Annotated in this window: 25 protein-coding genes; 5 read left to right on the top strand and 20 right to left on the bottom strand. The window is 41.1% G+C overall.

The window, feature by feature from the left end; all coding sequences use genetic code 11:
* The first annotated feature begins 56 nt into the window (after positions 1–56).
* Entirely contained in the window at positions 57–677 is a 621-nt protein-coding gene (locus tag JOC78_RS00975; RefSeq protein ID WP_204552134.1) for a YktB family protein, read from the top strand.
* A gap of 82 nt (positions 678–759) precedes the next feature.
* Here the strand turns inward: JOC78_RS00975 and JOC78_RS00980 are convergent, their stop codons facing one another.
* Together JOC78_RS00980 and JOC78_RS00985 are read right to left on the bottom strand one after the other, a co-directional pair.
* Positions 760–1,035, bottom strand: coding sequence for a UPF0223 family protein (locus tag JOC78_RS00980; RefSeq protein WP_204552135.1), 276 nt, complete (start codon positions 1,033–1,035; stop codon positions 760–762).
* Positions 1,036–1,053: 18 nt separating this feature from the next.
* Positions 1,054–2,028, bottom strand: coding sequence for an NAD(P)H-dependent flavin oxidoreductase (locus JOC78_RS00985; protein ID WP_204552137.1), 975 nt, complete (start codon positions 2,026–2,028; stop codon positions 1,054–1,056).
* Between the two features lie 188 nt (positions 2,029–2,216).
* Here JOC78_RS00985 and JOC78_RS00990 point away from each other — a divergent pair, with 188 nt between their 5' ends.
* Positions 2,217–3,686: an aminotransferase class I/II-fold pyridoxal phosphate-dependent enzyme gene (locus tag JOC78_RS00990; RefSeq protein ID WP_204552139.1), complete on the top strand. Its 1,470-nt coding sequence runs from the start codon at positions 2,217–2,219 to the stop codon at positions 3,684–3,686.
* A gap of 121 nt (positions 3,687–3,807) precedes the next feature.
* On the opposite strand, the gene JOC78_RS00995 is transcribed toward JOC78_RS00990, so the two are convergent.
* The 8 genes from JOC78_RS00995 to JOC78_RS01030 all read right to left on the bottom strand — a co-directional run bounded on the left by JOC78_RS00995 (position 3,808) and on the right by JOC78_RS01030 (position 11,394).
* Positions 3,808–3,924 (bottom strand): GapA-binding peptide SR1P, encoded by a 117-nt coding sequence (locus tag JOC78_RS00995; RefSeq protein ID WP_204552141.1) that lies wholly within the window; start codon positions 3,922–3,924, stop codon positions 3,808–3,810.
* Positions 3,925–4,102: 178 nt separating this feature from the next.
* Complete coding sequence (locus JOC78_RS01000; protein ID WP_204552143.1) at positions 4,103–4,891, bottom strand: polysaccharide deacetylase family protein; 789 nt, start codon at positions 4,889–4,891, stop codon at positions 4,103–4,105.
* Positions 4,892–4,932: 41 nt separating this feature from the next.
* Entirely contained in the window at positions 4,933–5,193 is a 261-nt protein-coding gene (locus tag JOC78_RS01005) for a hypothetical protein (protein ID WP_204552145.1), read from the bottom strand.
* Between the two features lie 148 nt (positions 5,194–5,341).
* Positions 5,342–6,751 carry a dihydrolipoyl dehydrogenase gene (gene lpdA, locus JOC78_RS01010; RefSeq protein WP_204552147.1) on the bottom strand — a complete coding sequence of 470 codons (1,410 nt, stop codon included), beginning with the start codon at positions 6,749–6,751 and terminating at the stop codon, positions 5,342–5,344.
* A gap of 4 nt (positions 6,752–6,755) precedes the next feature.
* Positions 6,756–8,114, bottom strand: coding sequence for a dihydrolipoamide acetyltransferase family protein (locus tag JOC78_RS01015; protein ID WP_204552148.1), 1,359 nt, complete (start codon positions 8,112–8,114; stop codon positions 6,756–6,758).
* A 112-nt stretch (positions 8,115–8,226) separates the two neighbouring features.
* Positions 8,227–9,204, bottom strand: coding sequence for an alpha-ketoacid dehydrogenase subunit beta (locus JOC78_RS01020; protein ID WP_204552150.1), 978 nt, complete (start codon positions 9,202–9,204; stop codon positions 8,227–8,229).
* A 3-nt stretch (positions 9,205–9,207) separates the two neighbouring features.
* Positions 9,208–10,320: a pyruvate dehydrogenase (acetyl-transferring) E1 component subunit alpha gene (pdhA, locus tag JOC78_RS01025; protein ID WP_204552152.1), complete on the bottom strand. Its 1,113-nt coding sequence runs from the start codon at positions 10,318–10,320 to the stop codon at positions 9,208–9,210.
* 447 nt (positions 10,321–10,767) lie between these two features.
* Complete coding sequence (locus tag JOC78_RS01030) at positions 10,768–11,394, bottom strand: YkyA family protein (protein ID WP_204552153.1); 627 nt, start codon at positions 11,392–11,394, stop codon at positions 10,768–10,770.
* A 171-nt stretch (positions 11,395–11,565) separates the two neighbouring features.
* On the opposite strand from JOC78_RS01030, the gene def reads away from it, so the two are divergent.
* Positions 11,566–12,120 carry a peptide deformylase gene (gene def, locus JOC78_RS01035; protein WP_204552155.1) on the top strand — a complete coding sequence of 185 codons (555 nt, stop codon included), beginning with the start codon at positions 11,566–11,568 and terminating at the stop codon, positions 12,118–12,120.
* Between the two features lie 30 nt (positions 12,121–12,150).
* On the opposite strand, the gene JOC78_RS01040 is transcribed toward def, so the two are convergent.
* Positions 12,151–12,921 (bottom strand): Cof-type HAD-IIB family hydrolase, encoded by a 771-nt coding sequence (locus JOC78_RS01040; protein WP_204552157.1) that lies wholly within the window; start codon positions 12,919–12,921, stop codon positions 12,151–12,153.
* Between the two features lie 530 nt (positions 12,922–13,451).
* On the opposite strand from JOC78_RS01040, the gene JOC78_RS01045 reads away from it, so the two are divergent.
* Both JOC78_RS01045 and rnjA read left to right on the top strand, forming a co-directional pair.
* Entirely contained in the window at positions 13,452–13,661 is a 210-nt protein-coding gene (locus JOC78_RS01045) for a DNA-dependent RNA polymerase subunit epsilon (RefSeq protein WP_204552159.1), read from the top strand.
* 4 nt (positions 13,662–13,665) lie between these two features.
* Positions 13,666–15,333: a ribonuclease J1 gene (gene rnjA, locus JOC78_RS01050; protein WP_204552161.1), complete on the top strand. Its 1,668-nt coding sequence runs from the start codon at positions 13,666–13,668 to the stop codon at positions 15,331–15,333.
* Positions 15,334–15,376: 43 nt separating this feature from the next.
* Here rnjA and JOC78_RS01055 read toward each other — a convergent pair whose 3' ends face one another.
* The 9 genes from JOC78_RS01055 to JOC78_RS01095 form a co-directional block, all read right to left on the bottom strand.
* Positions 15,377–16,039, bottom strand: a complete 663-nt coding sequence (locus tag JOC78_RS01055) for a potassium channel family protein (RefSeq protein ID WP_204552163.1) — start codon at positions 16,037–16,039, stop codon at positions 15,377–15,379.
* Between the two features lie 74 nt (positions 16,040–16,113).
* Positions 16,114–17,133 carry a cytochrome d ubiquinol oxidase subunit II gene (locus JOC78_RS01060; protein WP_204552165.1) on the bottom strand — a complete coding sequence of 340 codons (1,020 nt, stop codon included), beginning with the start codon at positions 17,131–17,133 and terminating at the stop codon, positions 16,114–16,116.
* Positions 17,134–17,155: 22 nt separating this feature from the next.
* Positions 17,156–18,487: a cytochrome ubiquinol oxidase subunit I gene (locus JOC78_RS01065; RefSeq protein WP_204552167.1), complete on the bottom strand. Its 1,332-nt coding sequence runs from the start codon at positions 18,485–18,487 to the stop codon at positions 17,156–17,158.
* A 177-nt stretch (positions 18,488–18,664) separates the two neighbouring features.
* Entirely contained in the window at positions 18,665–19,120 is a 456-nt protein-coding gene (locus JOC78_RS01070; RefSeq protein WP_204552169.1) for a TlpA family protein disulfide reductase, read from the bottom strand.
* A gap of 147 nt (positions 19,121–19,267) precedes the next feature.
* Entirely contained in the window at positions 19,268–19,810 is a 543-nt protein-coding gene (locus JOC78_RS01075) for a peroxiredoxin (RefSeq protein WP_204552171.1), read from the bottom strand.
* 313 nt (positions 19,811–20,123) lie between these two features.
* Positions 20,124–21,251 carry an amidohydrolase gene (locus JOC78_RS01080; protein ID WP_204552173.1) on the bottom strand — a complete coding sequence of 376 codons (1,128 nt, stop codon included), beginning with the start codon at positions 21,249–21,251 and terminating at the stop codon, positions 20,124–20,126.
* A gap of 97 nt (positions 21,252–21,348) precedes the next feature.
* On the bottom strand, positions 21,349–22,059 hold the full coding sequence (gene dapD, locus JOC78_RS01085) for a 2,3,4,5-tetrahydropyridine-2,6-dicarboxylate N-acetyltransferase (RefSeq protein WP_204552175.1): 711 nt from the start codon (positions 22,057–22,059) through the stop codon (positions 21,349–21,351).
* Positions 22,060–22,182: 123 nt separating this feature from the next.
* The gene (locus JOC78_RS01090) at positions 22,183–23,052 is read right to left on the bottom strand and encodes a LysR family transcriptional regulator (protein ID WP_204552177.1); all 870 of its coding nucleotides are present in this window, start codon (positions 23,050–23,052) and stop codon (positions 22,183–22,185) included.
* Between the two features lie 37 nt (positions 23,053–23,089).
* Positions 23,090–24,511 (bottom strand): MDR family MFS transporter, encoded by a 1,422-nt coding sequence (locus JOC78_RS01095; protein WP_204552901.1) that lies wholly within the window; start codon positions 24,509–24,511, stop codon positions 23,090–23,092.
* Positions 24,512–24,723: the final 212 nt, after the last annotated feature.

The raw sequence follows: 24,723 nt of genomic DNA on the forward strand, positions 1-24,723 counted from the left end.
TGTTTGTCTGTTTTTTATGATAAAATGTTTCCAATTAATCACTAGGAGGATTATGAATGAATGTAGCTGGATTTACTAATAATGATTTCGATGTGTTCACAATTGATGGCCTCGAACCGCGGATGGACGCTTTAAAGAGCCAAATCCGGCCAAAGCTCGAATCTTTAGGAGACCATTTCGCGTCGGACTTATCCGTGTTAACAGGGAATGAGATGTTCTACCATGTCGCTAAACACGCCCGCCGAACGGTTAATCCTCCCAATGATACTTGGGTTGCGTTTGCTCCTGACAAAAGAGGCTATAAGAAACACCCCCACTTTCAAATTGGTTTATGGGAATCCCACGTATTTATTTGGTTCGCTGTCATCTATGAAGCCCCAAATAAAAATCAAATCGGTTCTTCTCTCGAGAGAAATGTCCAAAAGCTGCGCCAGTCCATTCCAAGAGACTTCGTCTGGTCTGATGATCATACAAAGCCCGGCGCTGTGAAAATGAGTGACTTGACTGATAACGAATTATTGCATTTCTTTGAACGTCTCCAAACGGTGAAGAAAGCCGAGATCCTTTGCGGATATCATATCCCCAGAGAGGAAGCCGTTCATTTAACAGGTGAAGAGTTAGTGAACAAAGTTAATGAGGTGTTTGTAAAATTAGTACCCCTATATGAATTAATCTAAACGCAAAAACCCCTCCCAATTTTTCTTTTGGGAGGGGTTTCCTATTATAAGAAGAAACTAACAGGACGAGTTGCTGAATCATTTATTTGCTCATTTTAATTTTTTCTCCGTCTGGTAGACTATTCATCTTTTGTATGGTCCGATAGGAAGAGTATCCGCTTGCTTCTTCAAATTCATTGCAAATGGTTTTCTCCTCCGCTTTACTTGGGACGATTTCTTTAAAGCGGCGGTATGCGCTCATGAATTCTTCGCGCTGCACCCCTTTTTCGTAAGCTTGTTCCACTTTCTCAAAGAACTTCACCACATCAATCACTTCTTCTGTCGTCCAATCTGTTGAAAAAGGATAAGAATATTCCATTTTCAAAAACCTCTTTTCTTATTTAACTATACTAACGCAGCCAAATCGGCTGGCAATAGCATCCGCCTCTTTCATCATCGACTGAATTAAATCGTTAGCCGAAGGTATATCACGGATCAGCCCCATGCTTTGTCCAGCCCAGGCAAATCCTTCGTCTTCTTTACCTTCATAAATATAGCGTTTGTTGGCAGTTCCGCTTATGTAATCCTTTAAGCCTTCATAACCGCCGCTATTCTGTTCGACTTCTAATATTTTATCCGTCCAGCTGTTTGCAATCGCTCTAGCTGGTGCGCCGATTGAACGCTTAATGACCACTGTATCATTTTCAGTGCCTTCGATCAATGTGCGCTTATATAACTCAGAAGCATGCACACATTCTTTAACAGCAATAAAACGAGTGCCCATTTCGATCCCTTCCGCTCCTAAAGCTAACGCCGCCATAAGGCCTCTGCCATCCGCTATGCCTCCAGAAGCAATCACTGGGATGGAAACACTGTCAACCACTCTCGGTACCAGCACAAAGGTGCCAAGATCATTTCGTCCTAAATGGCCTCCCCCTTCTTGACCTACTACCATGACCGCATCTGCCCCAAGCTCTTCCGCTTTTTGCGCCTGTCTGACAGCAGCGACGAGTACGAGCGTTTTAATTCCAGTCCCTTTTAGCTTTTCAAACAGCGGAGCCGGATTGCCCCCGGTCATGCTGATCACAGGCACCTCCTCTTCAATGGCTACATCAAGATAGTGCTCATACGGCCTCCCTTGCTGACCAATAGAGAAATTCACCCCGAAAGGCTTATCTGTTAATGTTCTGACTTTTTGTATTTCTGTTCTCAGCTCATCAGGAGATGGAAGCGACATAGCAGTGATCTGACCAAGCCCTCCGGCGTTAGAAACAGCCGCGGCCAAATCGGAATACGCTAAGTGTGCAAGCCCTCCTTGAATAATCGGATATTGAATGCCTAATAATTTCGTTACTTTGGTTTCCAAGTTCATCTTTCATCCCTCCTAGTTCATCACTTCTAGTTGCCACCCTCAAAATCCTTTTCAGTCATCTATTTTTTACAATAAAAATTCTATGCAAACAGATCATGTAATGCTATAATTCTTGTGTTTTATGCCTTTAATTAAAAATTAAATAATCGAATAAACATAAATTATAATTTTGCGAGGTGGAAATGACTTTGTCACAATTTGAAACTCCCCTATTTAGCGGCCTGCTTAAGCACGCCCAAAAAAACCCAGTTCAATTCCATATTCCCGGTCATAAAAAAGGGAATGGAATGGACCCTGAATTCAGAGAATTTATAGGCGAAAATGCCTTATCAATTGACTTAATTAACATCGCACCGCTTGATGACCTGCACCAGCCTAAAGGCATGATTCAAGAGGCTCAAAAATTAGCTGCACAAGCCTTTGGAGCAGACCATACGTTTTTCTCTGTCCAGGGTACAAGCGGAGCAATCATGACAATGGTGATGGCAGTCTGCGGACCAGGCGAGAAAATCATTGTCCCTCGCAACGTTCATAAATCAGTCATGACAGCCATTGTTTTCTCCGGAGCAATTCCCATCTTCATTCATCCGGAAATTGATAAAGACCTTGGATTTTCCCATGGAATCACAACTGATTCTGCTAGAAAAGCGTTAGAAGAACATCCGGATGCCAAAGGACTGCTCGTTATTAACCCAACGTATTTCGGCATCGCCGGAGATTTAAAGCAAATTGTAGATATTGCCCATTCATTTAATGTGCCTGTCCTTGTAGACGAGGCTCATGGCGTTCACATTCATTTCCACGAGGACTTGCCTTTATCTGCTATGCAGGCCGGCGCTGACATCGCAGCCACGAGCGTCCATAAGTTAGGCGGTTCATTAACTCAAAGCTCGATCTTAAATGTTAAAGAAGGGTTAGTGTCAGTTAACAGAGTGCAGACCATTTTGAGCATGCTCACTACGACTTCCACTTCTTATCTCCTTCTCGCTTCACTAGACACAGCAAGGAAGCGATTAGCAACAGAAGGTAAACAGCTGATAGAGCAAGCAATCAAGCTGGCACAGTCGACAAGAAGACGCATTAATGCCATCAATCATCTGTATTGTGTTGGTGATGAAATTCTAGGGTCTAAAGCTACTTATGATTACGACCCTACCAAGCTGATCATCTCCATTAAGAACCTTGGCATTACCGGGCATGATGCTGAAGTGTGGCTAAGAGATCACTATAATATTGAAGTGGAACTCTCTGATTTATATAACTTACTTTGCATTATTACACCAGGTGACACAGAAAAAGATACTGACTTGCTTGTCACAGCTTTAACTGAAATGGCAGATGTATTTTCTGTTAAAGCTCAATCTAAGCATGCTCACGTATTGCTTCCTGACATTCCGCTCTTAGCCTTATCACCAAGAGAAGCCTTTTATGCGGAAACGGAAGTCATTCCGCTTTTAGAATCAGCTGGAAGAATCAGCGCAGAGTTTGCGATGGTATATCCGCCTGGCATTCCTATTTTTATCCCAGGAGAAATTATCACCGAAGACAATCTTCGCTACCTGTATGAAAATCAGCAAGCAGGACTTCCTGTGCAGGGACCTGAAGACCCAACCTTAAATAGCCTCAGGGTAATTAAAGAAAGAAAAGCGATTATATAATCAAGCGGCCGGAGCCTTCAGGAGGCTCCGGCTTTTTCGAATATAAAAAAGCCGGCATGCAGCATGCCGGCTTTGCTATCTATAAAAAGCAACATTTAAGATTATGGATGAAGCGTATGGCTTAATCGTCTAAATCTGTTTCTTCTTCACAACCGCAATGAGAATATAGCGTCGTTACTTTTTCATCCTCAAAATGCTCCATTGTATCTAGGCAAGACTTACAAACGATTGTTCCCATTTCCAACATCTCCTTTTTTATTTTGTAAACGCTTTATCTATCATATATAGATAATAATATAACACATTATATTTATCAACCCTTAATTGTATGACACATTTAAATTTATTTGAGCGTTCACATATCTTTAACATTTATAAAAAACACAGGCGCATTTCTCGCACCCGTGTTCATCGTTTTATGGAGTTTGGATAGCTTTTGGATCAACAAATGTATACCCTTTGGCTCTCAAGCCACTGACAATTCCTTCTAAAGCTTCACTCGTCCACTTCTTATCATGCATCAGCAAGTTTGCTCCGTTGGTTAACAAAGGAGTGTTCACCATGATATTTGTTAAAGCTGCTGGCTCACGATACTCTTTATTAAAATCATAGCCGTACGTCCATTTCATGCTCGTCATTCCTTCTTGACGTGCTAGTTCATTAGAAACGGGCGTATTGCTTCCGTATGGAGCTCTAAAGAATCTAGGACGATTGCCTATAACCCCTTCAATAGCGTCATTGAGACTAAGGATCTCTTCCCTTTGCTTCTCTTCTGATAAAGTTTTCAAATCTGGATGGGAATGCGTATGGTTGCCAATTTCAAACCCCATGCCTGCTATTTCTTTCAGGATTTGTTTTTGCTCTTCACTCTCTAGAAAGATTCCATTTACAAAAAAGATCGCTTTGGCATCAAGTCCTTTTAATGTTTTAGCCATTTCCAGCGCATATTTGTCCGGTGCATCATCGATTGTCAGTAATGCAACCTTTGCAGGCGCGCCTCCAATAGGTTCTACTGCAGAGGTTTGAGAATTGATTTTATATTCAGGAGCAATTGATTTAGACACCACTTCTTCGGCTTCCTTCGTTTCTGTCTCCTCCTTTTGGAGCGATTCAGTAGATTTCTTTGGTGGTTCATTTTTTGATTCAGGAGATTGAGCACAGCTAGTTAACATCATCATACACAGGATTATTACTATCTTTTTCATAAGTACCCTCTTTCTGGATGTTTTCTCTAGTGTACCAAAACTCACTTCAAGGCGAAAAGAAAAATGCTAGTCTCATTAAAAGCAGCTTCGACCAAAAAATATAAGGTAGCACCGGCAACAGTAATCATTACACCATTCCGTTTGGATTGCAGGATTTTGAATGCCAGCAGTAAATTCAAATACAAAAACACACCAAATAATAGCCAATGAAATTCCGTTGAATCTCCTCTCGACAGCCAGCCCGCAAGTGTAAAGAAACTCCAAAAGATCATTTGCAGAAGAAATGTTATATATAAGTTCATTTGCACCAGCTCTTTTCACTATAAACTGATACCATATATATGAAATAAATCCATTTGCTTTGCCTATTTTCTGTCATTCATAAACATTTCTTTTTGCCTCATTCCAAATAAAAAAGACTGCCAAATGGCAGCCTTTTTAAATAAAACATTATTTTACGATGTGGATAGGTGTTCCAAGAGCTACTTCCGCAGCTTCCATAGAAATTTCTCCAAGAGTCGGGTGAGCGTGGATGGTCATAGCGATATCTTCCACAGTCATTCCTGCTTCAATAGCAAGACCAAGCTCTGCGATCATGTCAGAAGCGCCCGAACCGGCAATTTGAGCACCGATCAGCAAGCCATCTTCTTTACGAGTAATAAGCTTAACAAAACCGTCTGTGCTGTTCAATGCTAGTGCACGTCCGTTTGCAGCGAACGGGAATTTAGCAGCGCCAAACTCAAGTCCTTCTTCTTTCGCTTGAGCTTCCGTATAGCCCACTGTAGCCAATTCTGGCTCAGTGAAACATACCGCAGGAATGCCAAGGTAATCGATCTCAGAACGCTCTCCAGCAATTGCTTCTGCAGCAATTTTTCCTTCGTAAGAAGCTTTATGCGCCAATGGAGGACCTTCAACGATATCTCCAATTGCATAGATATTAGATACGCTTGTACGTGCTTGCTTGTCGATCTCGATTAAACCGCGCTCCGTCATTTTCACGCCAGCTTGCTCAAGGCCAAGTTCGTCCGTATTCGGCTTGCGTCCTACAGTAACTAGTACGTAGTCAGCTTCTAATTTCTCTTCTTTTCCGCCTGCTTCATATGTGACAACAACGCCATTATCCGTTTGTTCCGCTGATTTAGCCATTGCTTTCGTTACGATCTTCACGCCTTTTTTCTTTAAGCCGCGTTTAACAAGAGCAGTCATTTGCTTTTCAAAACCGCTAAGGATATCGTCCGCACCTTCAAGAATGGTGATTTCTGTTCCAAGGTTCGCATAGGCAGTAGAAAGTTCCGTACCGATATAGCCGCCTCCAACAACAATCATTTTGCCAGGTATTTCTTTAAGAGCTAGTGCGCCTGTAGAATCAATGATGCGCTCAGAGAACTTAAAGTTAGGGATTTCAATTGGACGAGATCCCGTCGCGATAATCGCATCTTTAAACTTATACGTTTGAGCAGAGTTTTCATCCATTACGCGGATTGTGTTCGCATCAACGAAGTAAGCTTCTCCGCGAACGATCTCTACTTTATTACCTTTTAAAAGACCTTCAACGCCGCCAGTCAATTTCTTAACTACGCCAGCTTTCCATTCTTGAACTTTCTCAAAGTTAACTGAAACATTTTCAGCCACAATACCCATGTCATCAGAATGCATTGCTTGCTCATAACGGTGGCCTGCTGTGATCAAGGCTTTAGAAGGAATACATCCCACGTTTAAACAAACGCCGCCTAGTTCGCCTTTTTCTACGATTGTTACTTTTTGTCCTAGTTGTGCAGCTCGGATTGCAGCTACATAACCGCCAGGTCCAGCACCAATTACTATAGTATCTGTCTCGATTGGGAAATCTCCTACTACCATTATATTACGCCTCCATTAATAGTAATTCAGGGTCGTTCAATAAGCGTTTAATATGATTTAACGCATTTTGAGCCGTAGCCCCATCAATCATACGGTGATCAAAGCTCAATGATAATGCTAACACAGGTGCAGCTACAATTTCACCATTTTTTACTACAGGTTTTTCAGAAATTCTGCCAATTCCTAAAATAGCGACTTCTGGGTGGTTAATAACAGGTGTAAACCATTGTCCGCCAGCGGAACCGATGTTCGTGATCGTGCATGAAGCACCTTTCATTTCATCTGCTGCCAATTTGCCGTCGCGAGCTTTCCCTGCTAATTCATTAATTTCATTAGAAATCGTGAACATGGACTTGCGATCTGCATTTTTAACAACAGGCACCATTAAGCCTTTGTCTGTATCTGCAGCAATTCCAATGTTGTAGTAATGCTTCTGGATGATTTCGCCTGCTTCATCATCGATAGAAGTATTAAGAGCTGGATATTCACGAAGTGCGCTTGTTAAAGCTTTTACTACGTATGGAAGGAATGTCAGTTTGACACCTTTTTCCGCAGCCACTTCTTTGAACTTTTTACGGTGCGCCCAAAGTTTAGTTACATCAATTTCATCCATTAATGTTACGTGAGGAGCTGTATGTTTAGAGTTAACCATTGCCTTAGCAATTGCTTTTCTCATACCGCTCATTTTCTCGCGAGTTTCTGGGTATTCACCTTCAGGCGGTGCCGCTTTCGCTGCCGCTGCTTTAGGTTCATTCGTTTCTGCTGCTTTTTCAGTCTTCGATTCAGCTGCTGGTGCTTCAGGAGCTTTTCCGCCGCCGGAAACAAATGCATCGATATCTTCTTTCAAGACACGGTCATTTTTTCCAGAACCAGATACTTGGCGAATATCCACGCCTTTTTCGCGAGCATATTTACGTACTGATGGCATCGCAACAATACGGCGGTTAGGGTCAACATCTGCCTCTTGCACTTGTGGCTGTTCGCCGGCACCTGTTTCGCCTGCTGGCTTATCTTCAGGAGCTTGTTCTTTCTCTACATCTTGACCTGCTTCAAGAGTCGATTGAACTTGTGATTCCGTTTTTTCTTCATCACCGTGGTCGCCTTTAAATTTAAGGTCTTCATATCCCGGTGCATCAAACTTAATAAGTACATCGCCCACTACCGCTACTGTACCTTCTTCAACAAGAATATCTTCAACCGTACCAGCTACAGGAGATGGAATTTCTACAACCGCTTTGTCGTTTTGTACTTCACAAAGCACATCGTCTTCTGCTACTTGATCGCCCGATTTAACAAACCACTTAACGATCTCGCCTTCGTGGATACCTTCACCAATGTCCGGTAATCTAAATTCGAATGCCAAAGTATTCATCCTCCTAAAAAATAATTATAAATATATGATCAAAATGATTTTAATTATGGAAAAAGACCAGGAAAGCCGGATTAATCCGACTCTCCATGGCAGTTTAATTCAATTAAAATTCAAGTACTTTTTTCGCTGTTTCTTTTACGTCTTTATAGTTAGGCAGCCAGATTGGTTCTGCTTGTGAGAATGGGAATACTGTATCTGCTGCTGCTACACGCAATACTGGTGCTTCAAGGCTTAAGATCGCACGGTCGTTGATTTCAGCTACTACGTTCGCTGCAATACCTGCTTGTTTTTGCGCTTCTTGAACAACAATGGCGCGGCCTGTTTTTTCAACAGATGCGATGATTGTTTCAATATCAAGCGGCTGTACAGTACGCAAATCTACTACTTCTACAGAGTGGCCTTCTTTTTCCAACTCTTCCGCAGCTTTAATGGATTCATGCACCATTGCTCCGTAAGTAATAATAGATAAGTCTGTTCCTTCACGCTTTACTTCTGCTTTGCCTAGTGGAATTGTATACTCTTCCTCAGGCACTTCTTGTCTGAATGAACGGTATAATTTCATATGCTCTAAGAAAATAACCGGGTCATTGTCACGAATAGAAGCGATCAATAAACCTTTCGCATCGTAAGGAGTTGAAGGGATAACCACTTTCAGTCCAGGCTGCTGGGCAACAAGTCCTTCTAAGCTGTCCGCGTGAAGTTCAGGTGTGTGAACACCGCCTCCAAATGGTGAGCGGATTGTTACAGGCGCGGAATATGTTCCGCCTGAACGGTAACGCATACGTGCCAGCTGGCCGCTGACAGAGTCCATTACTTCAAATACGAAGCCAAAGAATTGAATCTCAGGAACTGGGCGAAATCCTTCAAGAGCAAGTCCAACCGCAAGTCCGCCGATACCGGATTCAGCAAGCGGTGTATCAAACACTCTATCTTCACCGAATTCTTTTTGAAGTCCTTCCGTCGCACGGAAAACCCCACCGTTTACTCCCACGTCTTCACCAAAGACCAATACATTCTCATCGTTCTTTAGTTCAGTGCGCAGAGCATCCGTAATTGCTTGGATCATAGTCATTTGCGCCATGGCTTACTTCGACTCCTTCTCTTTGTAAATTTCGTATTGTTCTTTCAGATTCACTGGCATTTCTTCATACATAAATGACATTAAATCTGTTACTTTTTGTTTTGGATAATCATCCGCTTTTTTGATCGCTTGTTTAATTTCTTCTTTCGCGCGTTCGATTACTTCGTTTTCTTTCTCTTCGTTCCATAAGCCTTTATCTTCTAAGAATTTACGGAAACGCACTAATGGATCTTTCTTTTCCCACTCAGTATCCATATCAGATGCACGGTAGCGAGTTGGGTCATCTCCAGCCATTGTATGTGGACCATAACGGTAGCACAAAGTTTCGATCAGTGAAGGACCTTCACCGTTAATTGCGCGCTCACGTGCATCACGAACAGCTGTATAAACAGCTAATGGATCCATACCATCTACTAAGATGCTTGGAATTCCGGCTGCGATACCTTTTTGAGCAATTGTTTTTGCTGCTGTTTGCTTTTCACGAGGAGTAGAAATCGCAAACTGGTTGTTTTGTACGATGAATACTGCTGGCGCATTATAAGCACCGGCAAAGTTGATTCCTTCATAGAAGTCACCTTGTGAAGAACCGCCGTCTCCTGTGTATGTAACGGCAACAGCTTTCTTCCCGCGTTTCTTAAGTCCAAGCGCTACTCCAGCATTTTGAATGTATTGAGCTCCGATGATGATTTGAGGAGCAAGTACATTTACACCTTCTGGCACTTGGTTGCCGTGGAAGTGTCCGCGAGAGAATAAAAATGCTTGGTATAATGGAAGGCCGTGCCAAATAATTTGTGGAACATCACGGTATCCAGGAAGAATCCAATCTTCTTTTTCAAGCGCATAATGAGATGCGATTTGAGAAGCTTCTTGTCCAGCTGTCGGCGCATAGAATCCTAAACGTCCTTGACGATTTAAAGAAATCGAACGCTGATCCAAGATTCTTGTATATACCATACGAGACATTAATTCTTGAAGCTGTTCATCTGTTAATTCAGGCATTGCTTCTTCATTTACAACAGCGCCCTCTTCATTTAGAATTTGAAACATTTCAAACTGATTTTCAATCGTTTCGAGCGTTTTCACTGCATCGAATTGTGCCTTCTTTTTAGCACTCATGAAAGTCACCTCTTCCTTTCCTTATCCTGATAGTATGTGCATGCCTATTTTGTAATTTGCCCTAAAAAAACATACATACACACAACTCATGGCATGATTAGATTAAATGTTTAGTCATAATATATATTTATACTTCAATCAACTGTATTAGTTTCACGCAACACATCACTAATACAACCTTTAATTGCAAAGTTAGTTTATAATAAAAATCCATTGATAGTCAAATAAAATTCCTTATTTTCTTTAAAAATTATTGTATTCTATTTCAAACAAAACTAACTGTACTACTCCCACACCTCCTTCTGTATTATAAAAACCCAAAAGATATTTCAGCTGTTATAGAGTAGATTTTGTAGTTTTCTTACCATTTCCTACATGTACACCTTACCCTTGCAACAAAGAAAAAAACCATGAATTGGATTCCTTCATGGTTTTCAGTCAGACCATTTACTTCTCCACATATAATACTTTCTTTTGTTCATTAAACTCTTTTGTGAGCTTATTAAATGTTTTATGCGCGGCTTGTAGATCTTTATTCTTTTCATTAAGCTTAGCAATGTAACTTTTCACTTGCTTGAATTTCGTGTCTTTTTGTTGAAGAGCATCATATAATGCTAAATTAATTTCAGTTGTTTCTGCATATAGCTGTGTAATCTCTTTATGAGCTTTATTCCTCTCTGCCATGTGTTTCTGCATTTGATTTAGCCGCTTCTTTAAAGCCGAATCTTCAATGTCTGGTACGACCTCTTTCAACTCTGCAAATTCCTTAGCAGCTTGATCCATCGCTTGCTGCTCATCCTTCATTTTTTCTTGACGCTCCGTTACATTTTCTCTTCCCTTTTTCGCTGCTTCCTTCAATTGATCCGTACTGTCAGCATCTATTCTCATTAGTTCTTCAAAAATGCCCTTTTCCTTTGATTCTAACTTAGACATGGAGATTTGAGTATGTACCCTTTGTTCTTCTGCTGATCGGGTCTTTTCAATGATTTCTTTCGCCTTTTCCTCCGGGGTTCCTCCACAGCCCGCTAAGAGAAAAATCCCGAATCCTAAAGTGACTCTTACTATCTTCTTCACTGCTTCCCCTCCCTACTCACTTTATCTATGTATATTTTTCATTAAATTCAATATATTTTTTAAATAACCTGATTTTACCTCATTAAAACCAAATGTTATTCATACGTTAACTTTTCTTGTGTTCTTTGGTAGACTAGGTGTATGAATTGACGTTAGAAAGAAGGTATACATATGATCACAATGAATGAGATCGTTCGCGAGGGTCATCCCGTTCTTCGCATGAAGGCTGAAGAAGTAAAGCTTCCGCCTAGTGAAGAAGATAAAGAAATACTTAGCGGTTTAATGGAATATGTTCAAAATAGTCAAGATCCTGCTATAGCAGGAAAATATCAGCTTCGGCCCGGTGTAGGCCTTGCCGCTCCTCAAATAGGAATAGCGAAGCGAATGATTGCCGTGCAAGTAAATGATGAAGAAGGAAAACAATGGAGTTACGCTCTATATAACCCTAAAGTTGTCAGCCATTCAGTGGAGATGGCGTATTTAACGACAGGTGAAGGCTGCCTGTCCGTCGATCGAGATGTACCTGGCTATGTACATCGTTATGCCCGCATAACAGTAAAAGGCACGACACTCGAAGGAGAAGAAGTAAAGCTCCGTCTCAAAGGAATGCCTGCGATTGTTTTTCAGCATGAAATCGATCATTTAAACGGTGTCATGTTCTATGATCATATCGATCATAATCAGCCTTTCAAAATATTAGATGGTGCCATCGCTATTGAGCGATAAAAAAACAAGCCCGGGGGCTTGTTTTTTTGTTTAAATCAGTCCTAATTTTTTCAGTCCATTATAGATCCCATCTTCTTCTACATCGTCTGTTACGAGGTCCGCGCATTTCTTCACTTCAGGCAATGCATTGCCCATCGCTACTCCAGTGCCTACCATTTGAAGCATTTCTCTATCATTTAATCCGTCTCCAAATGCATAGACATTTTCAATGTCAAAATCGAGACGTTCCATCATCTTCTTAATCCCTTCCGCTTTTGAACCTCCTGCAGGTAAAATATCGACCGAGTATTTATGCCAGCGGATAAAGGTGAATTCAGGATAGTTCTCTCTATAATAATCCTCATCTTTTTCTTCACAAAAGACTAAAGACTGGTACAATTCACTCTCTTTATAGAATTCGTCATGCTGGTCTGGATAGTTAAATTTAAGCGAACGCAGACTTTCTTCTATATGAGCATGATCTTTATGACTTGCTTTCATCGTTGCTTCATTCATGTAGACTAATGGATGCTGTTTTTTCTTGGCTTCTCCTGCTAGCTTTTCGAGCGGTGCAACTGCCAGTGGATTTAAATAAATAACCTCATCTTCAAAGACTACGTACTGCCCGTTGAAACTGACAAACGAATGGATATCGAGCTCTTTTCTTAAGTCTTCATACATAAAAGGGGCTCGCCCTGTGGCAATCGCTGTGTAAACACCCTTCTCTCTTAGAAGCTGCAAGGCTTCTTTTGTTTTCTCAGGAAGTCGTTTGTCACGATCATAAAGCGTTCCGTCTATATCAAAAAAGACTAATTTTTTCATTTGTTTGTCTCCTCATTATCTAATTGGATTCGAGTTCAAATTATCCGAGATGACAGCAAAAGTCAAATCATCTGTTCACTATCCTTTTATGCAGTTTCCATAAAAACCCACAAATAAAACAGAGCTTCATTCTGCATACTATAAACAGAAATCAGTACGCCAATGGACAGGCGCTTTATATTTAGACAAACCTGTGATAAAATAAAAGCAAGGAGTGATCCACTATGTTGAAAAAGCTGAGAAAAAAGCTCAAAAGACAGTGGAGAGATATGCTCAGAAGAAAATCAATCGCATAATAAAGAATGGTTGAGCCCTTCCTTTATGAAGGGCTGTCTTTGTGTATAAATCCAAAAATAGTTTATACTAGTTTAAAATGAGCTAAGATTAGGGAATCTAAAATAATGAAAATTTTTCCCTTTATCTATATAATGAAAACATGAATAAATGAACCGTTAGAAGAACTGTTAAGCTAAATGTACGTATTTAGTTTGCACAGTTTAGATATATAACTCGGATAAGGAGAGAATTAAATGATTTTTAAAGTGTATTACCAAGAGAAGAAAAACGAAGTTCCTGTACGTGAAAACACAAGAGTACTTTATACTGAAGCCGGGTCTGAGCGTGAAGTCCGCCATGCCCTAAAAAGCCGCCCATACAATATTGAGTTCGTTCAAAAAGTTGCTAACTCATTCTTAGAGTACGAAAAGCAGTCTCCGAACTACAAAGTGGAGCAGCTGTAATAGTATGAAATTTGTTAAAAATGATCAAACAGCGGTATTTGCCCTGGGCGGCTTGGGCGAGATCGGAAAAAATACGTATGCAGTTCAATTCCAAGACGAAATTATCTTAATTGATGCCGGAATTAAATTCCCGGAAGATGAATTGCTCGGCATTGATTATGTCATTCCTGATTATACGTACTTAGAAAAGAACGAAGATAAAATTAAAGGTTTATTTATTACCCACGGTCATGAAGACCACATCGGCGGGATCCCATATTTATTAAGAAAAGTGAATATTCCTGTATACGGCGGGAAGCTGGCGTTAGGACTATTAAGAAATAAACTCGAAGAACACGGTTTATTGCGCCAGACTAGATTACACGAAATTCACGAAGATGATATTATCAAATTCAGAAAAACATCTGTGACGTTCTTCCGCACCACACATAGCATTCCTGATTCATATGGTGTAGTAGTTAAAACTCCGCCAGGAAACATTGTGCATACAGGTGACTTCAAGTTTGATTTTACTCCTGTAGGTGAGCCGGCTAACTTAACTAAAATGGCCGAAATCGGTAAAGACGGCGTTCTTTGTTTACTGTCAGACAGTACAAACAGCGAAGTGCCTAACTTTACGATGTCTGAACGCCGAGTAGGTGAAAGCATTCAGGATATCTTTAGAAAAGTAGAAGGAAGAATTATCTTTGCTACTTTCGCTTCTAATATCCACCGCCTGCAGCAAGTGGTAGAGTCCGCTGTAGAAAACGGCAGAAAAGTCGCTGTATTCGGACGCAGTATGGAAGCTGCCATTAATATTGGACAAGAATTAGGCTATATTAATGCGCCAAAGGATACGTTCATTGATACTCATCAGCTGAACCGTCTTCCTGCGAATAAAGTCACCATTTTATGTACAGGATCTCAAGGTGAGCCAATGGCTGCTCTTTCAAGAATTGCGAACGGAACGCATCGCCAAATTCAAATTCAGCCAGGAGACACCGTTGTCTTTTCTTCATCACCAATCCCAGGAAACACCATTAGTGTCAACCGCACAATTAACGCTTTGTTCCGCGCTGGAGCCGACGTTATTCATGGTTCACTAAGCGACATTCACACATCAGGACATGGTGGACAAGAAGAGCAAAAGCTTATGCTTCGTCTAATTAAACCTAAATACTTTATGCCGATCCACGGTGAATACCGGATGCAGCGAATGCATGCACAGCTTGCGAATGACTGCGGTGTGCCTGAAGAAAATTGCTTCTTAATGGATAATGGCGAAGTGCTTGCTTTAGGAAAAGACCAAGCATCGATTGCCGGTAAAGTTCCTTCAGGTTCTGTCTATATTGATGGCAGCGGAATTGGCGATATCGGAAATATCGTATTGCGTGACCGAAGAATCCTTTCTGAAGAAGGACTAGTAGTGGTCGTAGTCAGCATTAACATGAAGGATTATAAAGTCGAAGCAGGCCCTGATATAATCTCTCGTGGATTTGTTTATATGCGTGAATCAGGCGACCTCATTTATGAAGCACAATCCATGTTAAACAAACATATCCATAAAGTGCTTGACCGTAAAACAACACAATGGTCTGAAATTAAAAATGAAATTATCGATACGCTTTCTCCATTCTTATATGAGAAAACAAAACGCCGTCCAATGATTCTGCCAATCATTATGGAGGTATAAAAAAAACGAGCCCTGCGGCTCGTTTTTTTTATTCTATTATGTGTTACCCATTCATTACTTTCTTCTCAAACCGGCTAATATCTGAATCTGCACCAATCACAATTAAAATATCCCCTTGGCGGATCGATTCATCCGCTTGCGGTGAGACCAATATATCTTTCCCGCGTTTAATAGCTACGATATTAATGCCGTATTTCGCACGAATATCAAGATCAATTAACGTGTGTCCAGACAATAATTCATTGGCTACAATCTCCACAATGGAGTGTTCATCTGATAATTCCAGATAATCAAGCACATTATTAGAAACAATATTATGAGCAATCCTCTTCCCCATGTCACGTTCAGGATGGACTACTTGATCCGCTCCGATCTTCCTTAACACTTTTTCATGATAATCGTTTTGTGCTTTGGCTGTAATTCTGTTGACCCCAATCTCTTTAAGCATCAAGGTTGTTAAAATACTGGATTGAATATCATCACCAATGGCAACAATCACATGATCAAAGTTGCGGATTCCAAGACTTTTTAAGACGGATTCATCGGTAGTATCAGCTACTACCGCATGCGAAGCAATAGCTGCGAATTCATTGACCCGGTCTTCATCGACATCAATCGCCATTACTTCCATCCCCTGTTCAGATAAAGCCCGGCAGATGCTTCCGCCAAAACGACCTAATCCAATGACCACGAATTCTTTTTTCATGACAATTCCTCCACTGCAAACCATATTAGATTTATCATGATATTTTAACATAAAACCGAAGAAAAGCGTCTATTTTACTTTTTATTTCCTTTAATGTAATCCGCATCAAACAAAAAGAGCTTCATCAATAAATAGAGGGATGGGATCAGCATCAAGAGCCCTAGGATAAACACTATGACAAGAGCTGTAGCCATCGTTTCATTCGTTACGCTCTCTTGCAGAGTAATATACGGATATAGAATATACGGCAGATGCGAAGCGCCATAGCCGAAGAAAGCGAAAAAGAATTGCAGCATAACCAATACAAATGCGGTCCCAAATTTTTGTTTTTGGTAAATCAATAGCGACGCAGCACCGAAACAAATTAAAGACAAGGCAAACATCCACCAGTACTCGCCTACCGCTTTATCAAAATGCAGCTGGTTATGTTCACGCAATGAGACAAACACCAACAAGCTGGCAATAATCGTTGGCGGACTCCAAAATAACGAGAATCGCCTTAGAATATTTCGAGCTTCTGAATCATTGGCACGATCTGCATAATACGTTAAAAACGCGGCACTGATAAATAGCACGGAAACAATCGATAAGGCAACCACACTCCAAGAGTAAGGGCTTGTCAGCAGCTCTTTCGTTAAAAATGTGACTTTATTATCGTCTACACTTAAAAAGCCGCCTTCTGAAATGGTTAACGCTGTTGATAAGGACGCCGGGATCAATAAACCGGTGGCTCCATATAAAAACAAATAAATAATATTATCCCTTGATCCGTAATTCCCAAATGCATAAAACGACCCGCGTATGGCCAGCAAAATAATCGCTATACTGCCGGGAATTAAAAGTGCGGTGCCATAGTAATAGGCTGTACTTGGAAAGAAACCAACAATGCCTACAAAGAAAAAGACAAAAAACACGTTAGTGACTTCCCATACCGGAGACAAGTACCTCGATATTAAATTGTTAATAATATGATCTTTATTCGTTATTTTTCCATAATAAGCAAAAAAACCGGCGCCAAAATCAATGGAAGCTACAATTAAATAGCCATATAAAAATGTCCAAAGAACGGTTATGCCGAGCAGTTCTAGATTCAATTCATTCTCCTCCCCTCATCTATTATTTTCTTGGGAACCTTTGTTCTAATTCCGCTTCAGCTGGTGCATTTTTGAACATCTTAATTAAGACTACCGCGCAGATGACACCGAGTACCAGATATAAAAGAGCGAAGAGAATGAAGGTTAATCCTACACCATCTCCTGTTGTAGCGGCTTCTGCCACCTTCATATACCCTCTTAGAATCCACGGCTGGCGCCCTACCTCAGCGAAAATCCAGCCAAACTCAATGGCAAGCATCGAGAGCGGTCCGCCGGCAAAAATCATCCAGAGCAGCGGCTTATTCAATTCATTGAATCGTTTAATTCGATCCATAATCAAATAAATTCCGGCGACTGCGAATACGAAAAATCCGATACTCACCATTAAATCGAACATATAATGAACCCATAGCGGCGGACGTTCATCTTCCGGAAATTCATTCAAGCCAATGACCTCTGTATCAAAGGTGCTGCCTGCAAGAAAGCTTAGAAAGCCAGGTAGACGAATCTCATTCTTCACCTCATTATTCTCATCAAGCGTACCGAAAAGAATGAGATCTGCATTAGATTCAGTTTCGAAATGCCATTCAGCTGCTGCCAGTTTCTCCGGCTGCACCTCTGCTAAAAACTTAGCAGATACATCTCCTGCTACAGCCGTTAGACCCGCAAAGATAAAGGTACATATCATTGTAAGACGAAGTGCCTTTCTTTCATATGTTCCTCTTTTCCCTCTAAGAATCGCAAACGCGGCAATAGCGGCTAAGATCGCTGCTGATGTCATATACGATGAGGTCAATACATGAAACACCTTAGATGGAGTCGCTGGGTTAAACATAGCCGCAATTGGATCAATATTCACGGCTTTGCCATTCTCTAGATCGAACCCTTGCGGTGTATTCATAAATGCGTTCACAGTTGTAATGAATAAAGCAGAGGCAGACGAACCGATCATGACCGGAATCGTCAATAGCCAATGTGTCATCTGATTTTTAAATCGATCCCATGTGTACAGATAAATCCCCAGGAAGATCGCTTCAAAGAAGAAAGCGAATGTTTCCATGAAAAGAGGCAGTGCAATCACTTGACCTGCTACTTCCATGAAGCTTGGCCATAGAAGCGAAAGCTGTAATCCGATGGCCGTTCCTGTTACTACCCCAACCGCTACCGTTATCGTAAATCCTCGAGCCCACCTGCGAGCCAGCAGCAAATAATAGGAGTCATTTCGTTTAATTCCAATAAATTCGGCAATCGAAATCATAATTGGAACCCCAACACCAATGGTCGCAAATATGATATGAAAAATCAAAGTCATGGAAGTCAGCATTCTGCTCAGCATGACGCTATCGAGTTCCATTTAAAGCCCCCCTGTTAAAATGAAGTATATATGTGATAAATATCACTCTTTCTTCATTTTAAAACGCAAATTTGTTCAACTGATGTGTTTTTCGTGAATATTTTGTGACTCTTTTCACAAACTTATCCGTAAAGAAAGACCAGCTTAAAAAACCGGTCTTCTCTCATTTATTATTTATTATTCTGCCTTCTCCATTTCATCCAGTACCCGGTTCACGCGTTTTTCAAGCATCTTCATTCCGCTTCCGCCTGCTTGGAAATGACGCAGGTTTCCATCTTTATCAAATACATAGTACGCTGGAACGTACTGATTTTCGAACGCCTCAGTTAGTTTGTGTTCACTGTCGACAAAAATCGGCTGAGTAATTTCATGCTCCGCGGCTGTTTTTTTGATCAGCTCTAGATCTAGGTCATCTTCAGAACGAGGCATATGAACGGCCACTACGTTTAATTTGTCCTTATATTCATCGCGGAAACCATTTACCTGTGGCATAGCTTCCTTACATAAATGGCAGCTTACAGACCAAAAGTGGATCAATGTCGGCTTCTCGCCGATTAAATCTGATTTCGTTACTTCACCGTTCAACCATTCCACAGCACCATTTAATTCAGGCATTGGCTGTCTTAATTTCATGATTACGACCTCCTTGTTTTGAAAAAAGACCTAACAGCAATTGTTAGGTCTTTATATATATCGCCTTATACGAAGGCAAGCTGACTAACCTATATCATCACACCGCTCAGCGATCAAGCGATATGGTGTTCAGCTGTCTGTTTAAAATTATAGAGTTTTTTGTCCTGGCTTCCAGTTAGCTGGGCAAAGTCCGCCAGTTTGAAGAGCTTGAAGAACACGTAGTGTTTCATCTACGTCACGGCCAATGTTGTTGTGGTTAACAACTTGGTATTGAAGTTCACCTTCAGGATTGATGATGAATAATCCGCGAAGCGCAATTCCTTCTTCTTCAATAAGTACGCCATAGTCGCGAGACACAATGTGGTTTGTATCAGCAGCTAATGGATATTTAAGATCTCCAAGACCATTGTCTTTGCGGTCTGTGTTGATCCATGCTAAGTGAGTGTGAATCGTATCAGTAGATACTCCGATGATTTCAGCATCTAAATCTTCAAATTCGTCATAACGGTCAGATAAAGAAGTGATTTCTGTCGGACATACGAATGTAAAGTCCATTGGGTAGAAGTATAATACAGTCCATTTACCGTTTTTGATGTTTTCTTCTAAGCTTACTTTACCAAATTCTTTGTTAGCTAGTACTGCATCCATTTCAAAGCGTGGAGCTTGTTTACCTACCATACGTTCTGCCATAACTAAAAATCCCTCCAAAAATATAATTAATTGAGAAAGCAATGATTTATTCTCAATTACTTTCATTCACAAGTTATATTCTAAATCAAATAGTACAAGGAGTCAACAGTTAATTATAATAATTTTAAATTAGAAATCATTATAATACGAACAACTCTCATTATATTATTCTTCCCAGAATTTTTAATCCTAACCGCCATTTCCATTTACAATTTTATCATGTTTACATTCGGCTTCAAAATGATAAGTATGCAGAAATGGATCTTTTTAGCAAGGATTGGGCTGATGCTGTTTATTCTGTTTTGTTACAGATTCATTGTTCACTTAAATGATGAAAATAACTGCACACCGCATCGATGGCTACTTCAATCGCTTGTTCATTAGGGTTTAACTTTGAATGATGCAGGCCATATTCAGAAGCTACGCCAAGCCAGAACATAAGACCAGGCACTTCCTTTAACATATAGCCGAAATCTTCTCCAGTCATTGCTTCTTTGCATAGAACGAGATTAATCTCTTCCTTTTCAGACATAAACTGAACAAATGATTCCGTTACAGCAGGATCATTATTCACTTGATAATAATTGCTGCCGTAATCGATCGCTGCCTCACATTCAAAAGCCACCTCAATTCCCTTTACTACAGCTTCAATTCTTTTTTTGGTTTCCGTCATTGATTCAGCCGAAAGGGTACGAATCGTTCCTTCAAGCCTCGCTTTTTCAGCAATGATGTTTTGAACGGTTCCGCTTGTTAATTTTCCTATCGTAACAACCGCACTGTCTAAAGGATCGACATTACGAGATACAATCGTCTGCAGCTGTGTGATTAAGTGAGCCGCAGCAACCACCATGTCTTTCGTGTGATGAGGATAGGCTGCATGACCGCCTTTTCCCTTTAGATCAATAAATAGCTCGGATGTATTCGCAAACAGCAGGCCTTCTTTCGTTGCGATTGTGCCAACTGGATATTCAGGCGCAATATGCAAGGCAAATACCTGATCTAGTTTCCACTTCTTTAATTCCTCGCTGTTCATCATCGGTTCAGCTCCGCCCGGCCCTTCTTCTGCCGGCTGAAAAATAAAGACTATGTCATCATTAATTGGATGATTCACAATATGTGTCAGGATGCCAAGCGCGATGCTCATATGAAAATCATGACCGCAAGCATGCATATTCCCTTTATGAAGCGAATGAAACGGCAAGTTCGTTTCTTCCTCTATCGGCAGGCCATCAATATCCGCCCGGTAGCCGATCGTTTGCTTAGGGTTCTTTCCATGCACTTTCACAATCAAACCTGTTTTCCACGTTTGGATATCCATTCGATCCTGCTTTAAAGAATGCAAATATTTCAGTAAATACGCCTGAGTCTTAAACTCCTGAAAGCCAAGCTCAGGAATTTGATGAAGGTCGCGTCTAATATCTACAAATGTTTTATTACTCACGGTTACACTCTCCTCACTTAAAAAACAAGCGTGAGCGAATAGCTCACGCTTGTCATTATCAAATAGTAAGTACACTCACAGGAGTCTCCTATTTGTTTTACAGTTTTCTAAGTTCTTGCATAATTTCTGTTTTGGATTTTGTTTTGTCATCGATTTTTTTAATCACTTTAGCTGGGGCTCCTGCAGCTACAGAAAACGGAGGAACATCTTGAGTGACGATAGCTCCAGCTCCGACTACTGATCCTTCACCGATTGTTACGCCTTCTAATACAACAGCGTTAGCTCCAATTAGCACATCATCTTCAAGCACAACTGGCTTGGCTGAAGGCGGCTCAATGACACCTGCTAAAACAGCTCCGGCACCTACGTGGCAGTTCTTTCCAACTGTCGCACGGCCGCCAAGAACAGCATTCATATCAATCATTGTTCCTTCACCAATCACAGAACCAATATTAATAGAAGCGCCCATCATAATAACGGCATTATCACCAATTTCCACTTGGTCACGAATGATCGCGCCTGGCTCAATGCGAGCTTTAATACCTTTTAAATCTAATAACGGAATAGCAGAGTTGCGGCGGTCATTTTCTACCACATAATCAGCGATTTTGTCTTCGTTATTTTTAATCGCTTCAGAAATCTCAGCCCACTCACCGAAAACAACACCAGAATTGCCTTCAATAAATGATTTTGCGTTCGCACCAAAGTCGATACCAGCAAGCTCACCTTTCACATAGACCTTCACTGGCGTTGATTTCGTGCTGTTGCTGATAAAAGAAATAATTTCATGTGCATCCATCATTTTCATTATATGTATCCTCCTCTTTCCCTAATAAATACAGCTTTAGACAGTCAATGCCGCCTGCCGCTTTTCCTCTTACTTTATCAAAGTGAAGTGAATTTCACAAGAATATTGTTGCATTCCGATTCTCTATTTTTTGAATTCTTCTATTACTTCAATAAATGCCTGTACTTGGCGAAGTTCAAATGCTGAATCGTACCCCAGCAGCCAGGTATCACGGCGAATTGGCTGCTGGTCATGATCTAACAGAGGTATTTTATAAATATTCCCCTCGGCTCCATTTAATGTGATCGCCGGCAAAATAGCGTAGCCAATTCCGTTAAACACCATTTGACGGCAAGTTTCAATCTGATCCACTACAATGGACTGTTTAGGCGCCTGCTGAAACTGACGGTGCCACCACTCCTGAATCTCCTGATAATAAGTAGAATCACTTTTAAATTGAATAAATGGTTTATCCGTTGTCAGTATTTCTTCCACAGACTTAATTTCTTTATCTACTAAATAAAGACTGTCTTCAAATAGATGAATCTTTCTCCCTTTCCATTCCGGCGTTCCCCTAATAATGCCAAGATGCACTTCACCTTCATATAATGCTTTGGAAATTTCACTGCTCCATCCCGTCATTAGCGAAATTTTGGCATGAGGATAATTTTCAATAAATTTTTTCAGCACTTGAGGCAGCCAGTTTTGCCCGACAATGGTGGCGCAAGCAATTTTTAGCGTTCCATGGACTTCTGATTCAAGTGCTTGAAGGTTTTCAAGAACCTTCTCCCTCTTCGCCATCACTTCACGAGCAAAGTCACTAATTATTTCGCCGGAAGGAGTTAAAGAAAGACCTTTCGTTGACCGATTGAAAATTTTTGTTCCCCAGTCTTTCTCGATCGACTGCAGCCTTTGTGACAAGGCTGGCTGTGAGACAAATAATTTTTCAGCTGCCTTTCTCATATTCATCTCTTCTGCCAAAACCGTTAATAACTGAAATTCAGAATATGACATTCTTATTCCTCCCATCCCAGCACATACGTCTTTCATGCTATTTTCCTTTTTTCAAAAATAGTAATAAACCGAAAGAAACCACAGCAAACGCAAATACGACTAAGTAAACGGTATGGAGCGATGAGGTCAAACCGTTTTTTAATACTTGCAGGACTTCCGCGGATAGAGAACTGCTGCTTTGTCCGCTCAATAACTCGTTAATAGAGTCAATGGATAGCGCCTCCGCTTCTTGTGCTTCGCTATTGTGCAGATACGTTTTAAGACGGCTATTTAGCACCCCGCCTAATAGGGCGGCCCCAACCGTATTTCCCACATTTCTCATAAACATATTGGCCGCTGTTGCCGCCCCGCGTTTCTCCCAGTCCACTGAACTCTGAATCGAGACAATAAATGCGGTTGATGTGAGCCCCATGCCCACTCCCACGAAAAAGGAAGAAAAGCCGGCCCACACTGGACCAGATGCCCCGTTCATCATGACAAACATGAAACTTCCGATCATCAATGCCGCTCCGCCAATCATCGTTGTCGTTCTGTATCCGAGCGAGATCAGCATACGGCCGGATAAAGTGGACGCAATTGGCCAGCCAATCGACATGGCGGTTAAAGTAAAGCCAGCCACTGTCGCACTTTCTCCCATAACGCCTTGTACATACGCCGGCAAAAAGCTTGAAATTCCGATTAACATAATACCTGTTGTGAATGAAACGAGATTGGCTATTAATATGGAGCGAACCGTCCATAGTTCAAATGGCATCATAGGAGAAGCTGTTTTTCTTTCTTCCCTGATAAACAAGACCATGGCTGCCGTAAACAGAGCGATTAACAGCGCGCTAGTCGAAGACAGCCATGCAACTCTCACACCGCCTTCTACAAGCAAATACATGAGAGAGGAAATAGCAATAATAAATAGAAAAGTCCCCTTATAATCAATCACTGGTTTTTGCTTTTCAACTTTTTCATGCAAAAATATATATAGTCCGGCAATCGCTAAAAGACCCAGCGGTAAATTAATCCAAAAAATATATCTCCAGCTCACATACTCCACGAGCAAACCGCCAAGAGCCGGGCCAGAAACAGCAGAGATTCCCCAGACAGCTGATAAATAGCCTTGAACTTTCGCCCGCTCTTCCTTGGTATAAATATCTCCAACAATAGTGGACGCAATCGGCATGACAGCACCAGCCCCAAAACCTTGAATAAACCGGAAGACAATCAGCTGCTGCATCGAGCCTGCAAACCCGCATAAAAGCGACCCCAATAAAAAGATAAAAATACCGGCTGACAGCACAGGCTTCCTTCCAAAAATATCTGATAGCTTTCCATAGATAAGCACGGTCGCTGCGTTCATTAACAAGTAGGCGGAAAACACCCAGCTATATAATGAAAAACCGCCTAAATCGGCTACAATGGCCGGCATGGCGGTTGACACAATCGTTGCTTCAATCGCTCCCATAAACATGGCTAATATGACGGAAGCAAGTACAAGCGGCCGTTTCGTTTCCCTCTTTAAAGCTTGAGTCTCCACATCGAACTACCTCCTTCTCACTTGCCGTTTCATTTGAACAAAAAATAAAAAGCTGCTCCATCAAGACCTTTATTCGCCTATATTCATGAAGTGAACATATGACGAATCTGGTTTCTCGCTGCGAGACAGCTCTAAAGAATCGTTTA

The organism is Bacillus ectoiniformans, from assembly GCF_016908875.1.
In the GTDB taxonomy this organism is placed as follows: domain Bacteria; phylum Bacillota; class Bacilli; order Bacillales; family Domibacillaceae; genus Bacillus_BX; species Bacillus_BX ectoiniformans.

Excerpts from the sequence above, each read along its gene's own strand:
- JOC78_RS00975 (WP_204552134.1), top strand. The coding sequence starts at position 57 with ATGAATGTAGCTGGATTTACTAATAATGATTTCGATGTGTTCACAATT.
- JOC78_RS00980 (WP_204552135.1), bottom strand. The coding sequence starts at position 1,035 with ATGGAATATTCTTATCCTTTTTCAACAGATTGGACGACAGAAGAAGTG.
- JOC78_RS00985 (WP_204552137.1), bottom strand. The coding sequence starts at position 2,028 with ATGAACTTGGAAACCAAAGTAACGAAATTATTAGGCATTCAATATCCG.
- JOC78_RS00995 (WP_204552141.1), bottom strand. The coding sequence starts at position 3,924 with ATGGGAACAATCGTTTGTAAGTCTTGCCTAGATACAATGGAGCATTTT.
- JOC78_RS01000 (WP_204552143.1), bottom strand. The coding sequence starts at position 4,891 with ATGAAAAAGATAGTAATAATCCTGTGTATGATGATGTTAACTAGCTGT.
- JOC78_RS01005 (WP_204552145.1), bottom strand. The coding sequence starts at position 5,193 with ATGAACTTATATATAACATTTCTTCTGCAAATGATCTTTTGGAGTTTC.
- lpdA (WP_204552147.1), bottom strand. The coding sequence starts at position 6,751 with ATGGTAGTAGGAGATTTCCCAATCGAGACAGATACTATAGTAATTGGT.
- JOC78_RS01020 (WP_204552150.1), bottom strand. The coding sequence starts at position 9,204 with ATGGCGCAAATGACTATGATCCAAGCAATTACGGATGCTCTGCGCACT.
- pdhA (WP_204552152.1), bottom strand. The coding sequence starts at position 10,320 with ATGAGTGCTAAAAAGAAGGCACAATTCGATGCAGTGAAAACGCTCGAA.
- def (WP_204552155.1), top strand. The coding sequence starts at position 11,566 with ATGATCACAATGAATGAGATCGTTCGCGAGGGTCATCCCGTTCTTCGC.
- JOC78_RS01040 (WP_204552157.1), bottom strand. The coding sequence starts at position 12,921 with ATGAAAAAATTAGTCTTTTTTGATATAGACGGAACGCTTTATGATCGT.
- JOC78_RS01045 (WP_204552159.1), top strand. The coding sequence starts at position 13,452 with ATGATTTTTAAAGTGTATTACCAAGAGAAGAAAAACGAAGTTCCTGTA.
- rnjA (WP_204552161.1), top strand. The coding sequence starts at position 13,666 with ATGAAATTTGTTAAAAATGATCAAACAGCGGTATTTGCCCTGGGCGGC.
- JOC78_RS01055 (WP_204552163.1), bottom strand. The coding sequence starts at position 16,039 with ATGAAAAAAGAATTCGTGGTCATTGGATTAGGTCGTTTTGGCGGAAGC.
- JOC78_RS01065 (WP_204552167.1), bottom strand. The coding sequence starts at position 18,487 with ATGGAACTCGATAGCGTCATGCTGAGCAGAATGCTGACTTCCATGACT.
- JOC78_RS01070 (WP_204552169.1), bottom strand. The coding sequence starts at position 19,120 with ATGAAATTAAGACAGCCAATGCCTGAATTAAATGGTGCTGTGGAATGG.
- JOC78_RS01075 (WP_204552171.1), bottom strand. The coding sequence starts at position 19,810 with ATGGCAGAACGTATGGTAGGTAAACAAGCTCCACGCTTTGAAATGGAT.
- dapD (WP_204552175.1), bottom strand. The coding sequence starts at position 22,059 with ATGAAAATGATGGATGCACATGAAATTATTTCTTTTATCAGCAACAGC.
- JOC78_RS01090 (WP_204552177.1), bottom strand. The coding sequence starts at position 23,052 with ATGTCATATTCTGAATTTCAGTTATTAACGGTTTTGGCAGAAGAGATG.
- JOC78_RS01095 (WP_204552901.1), bottom strand. The coding sequence starts at position 24,511 with ATGTTTATGGGAGCGATTGAAGCAACGATTGTGTCAACCGCCATGCCG.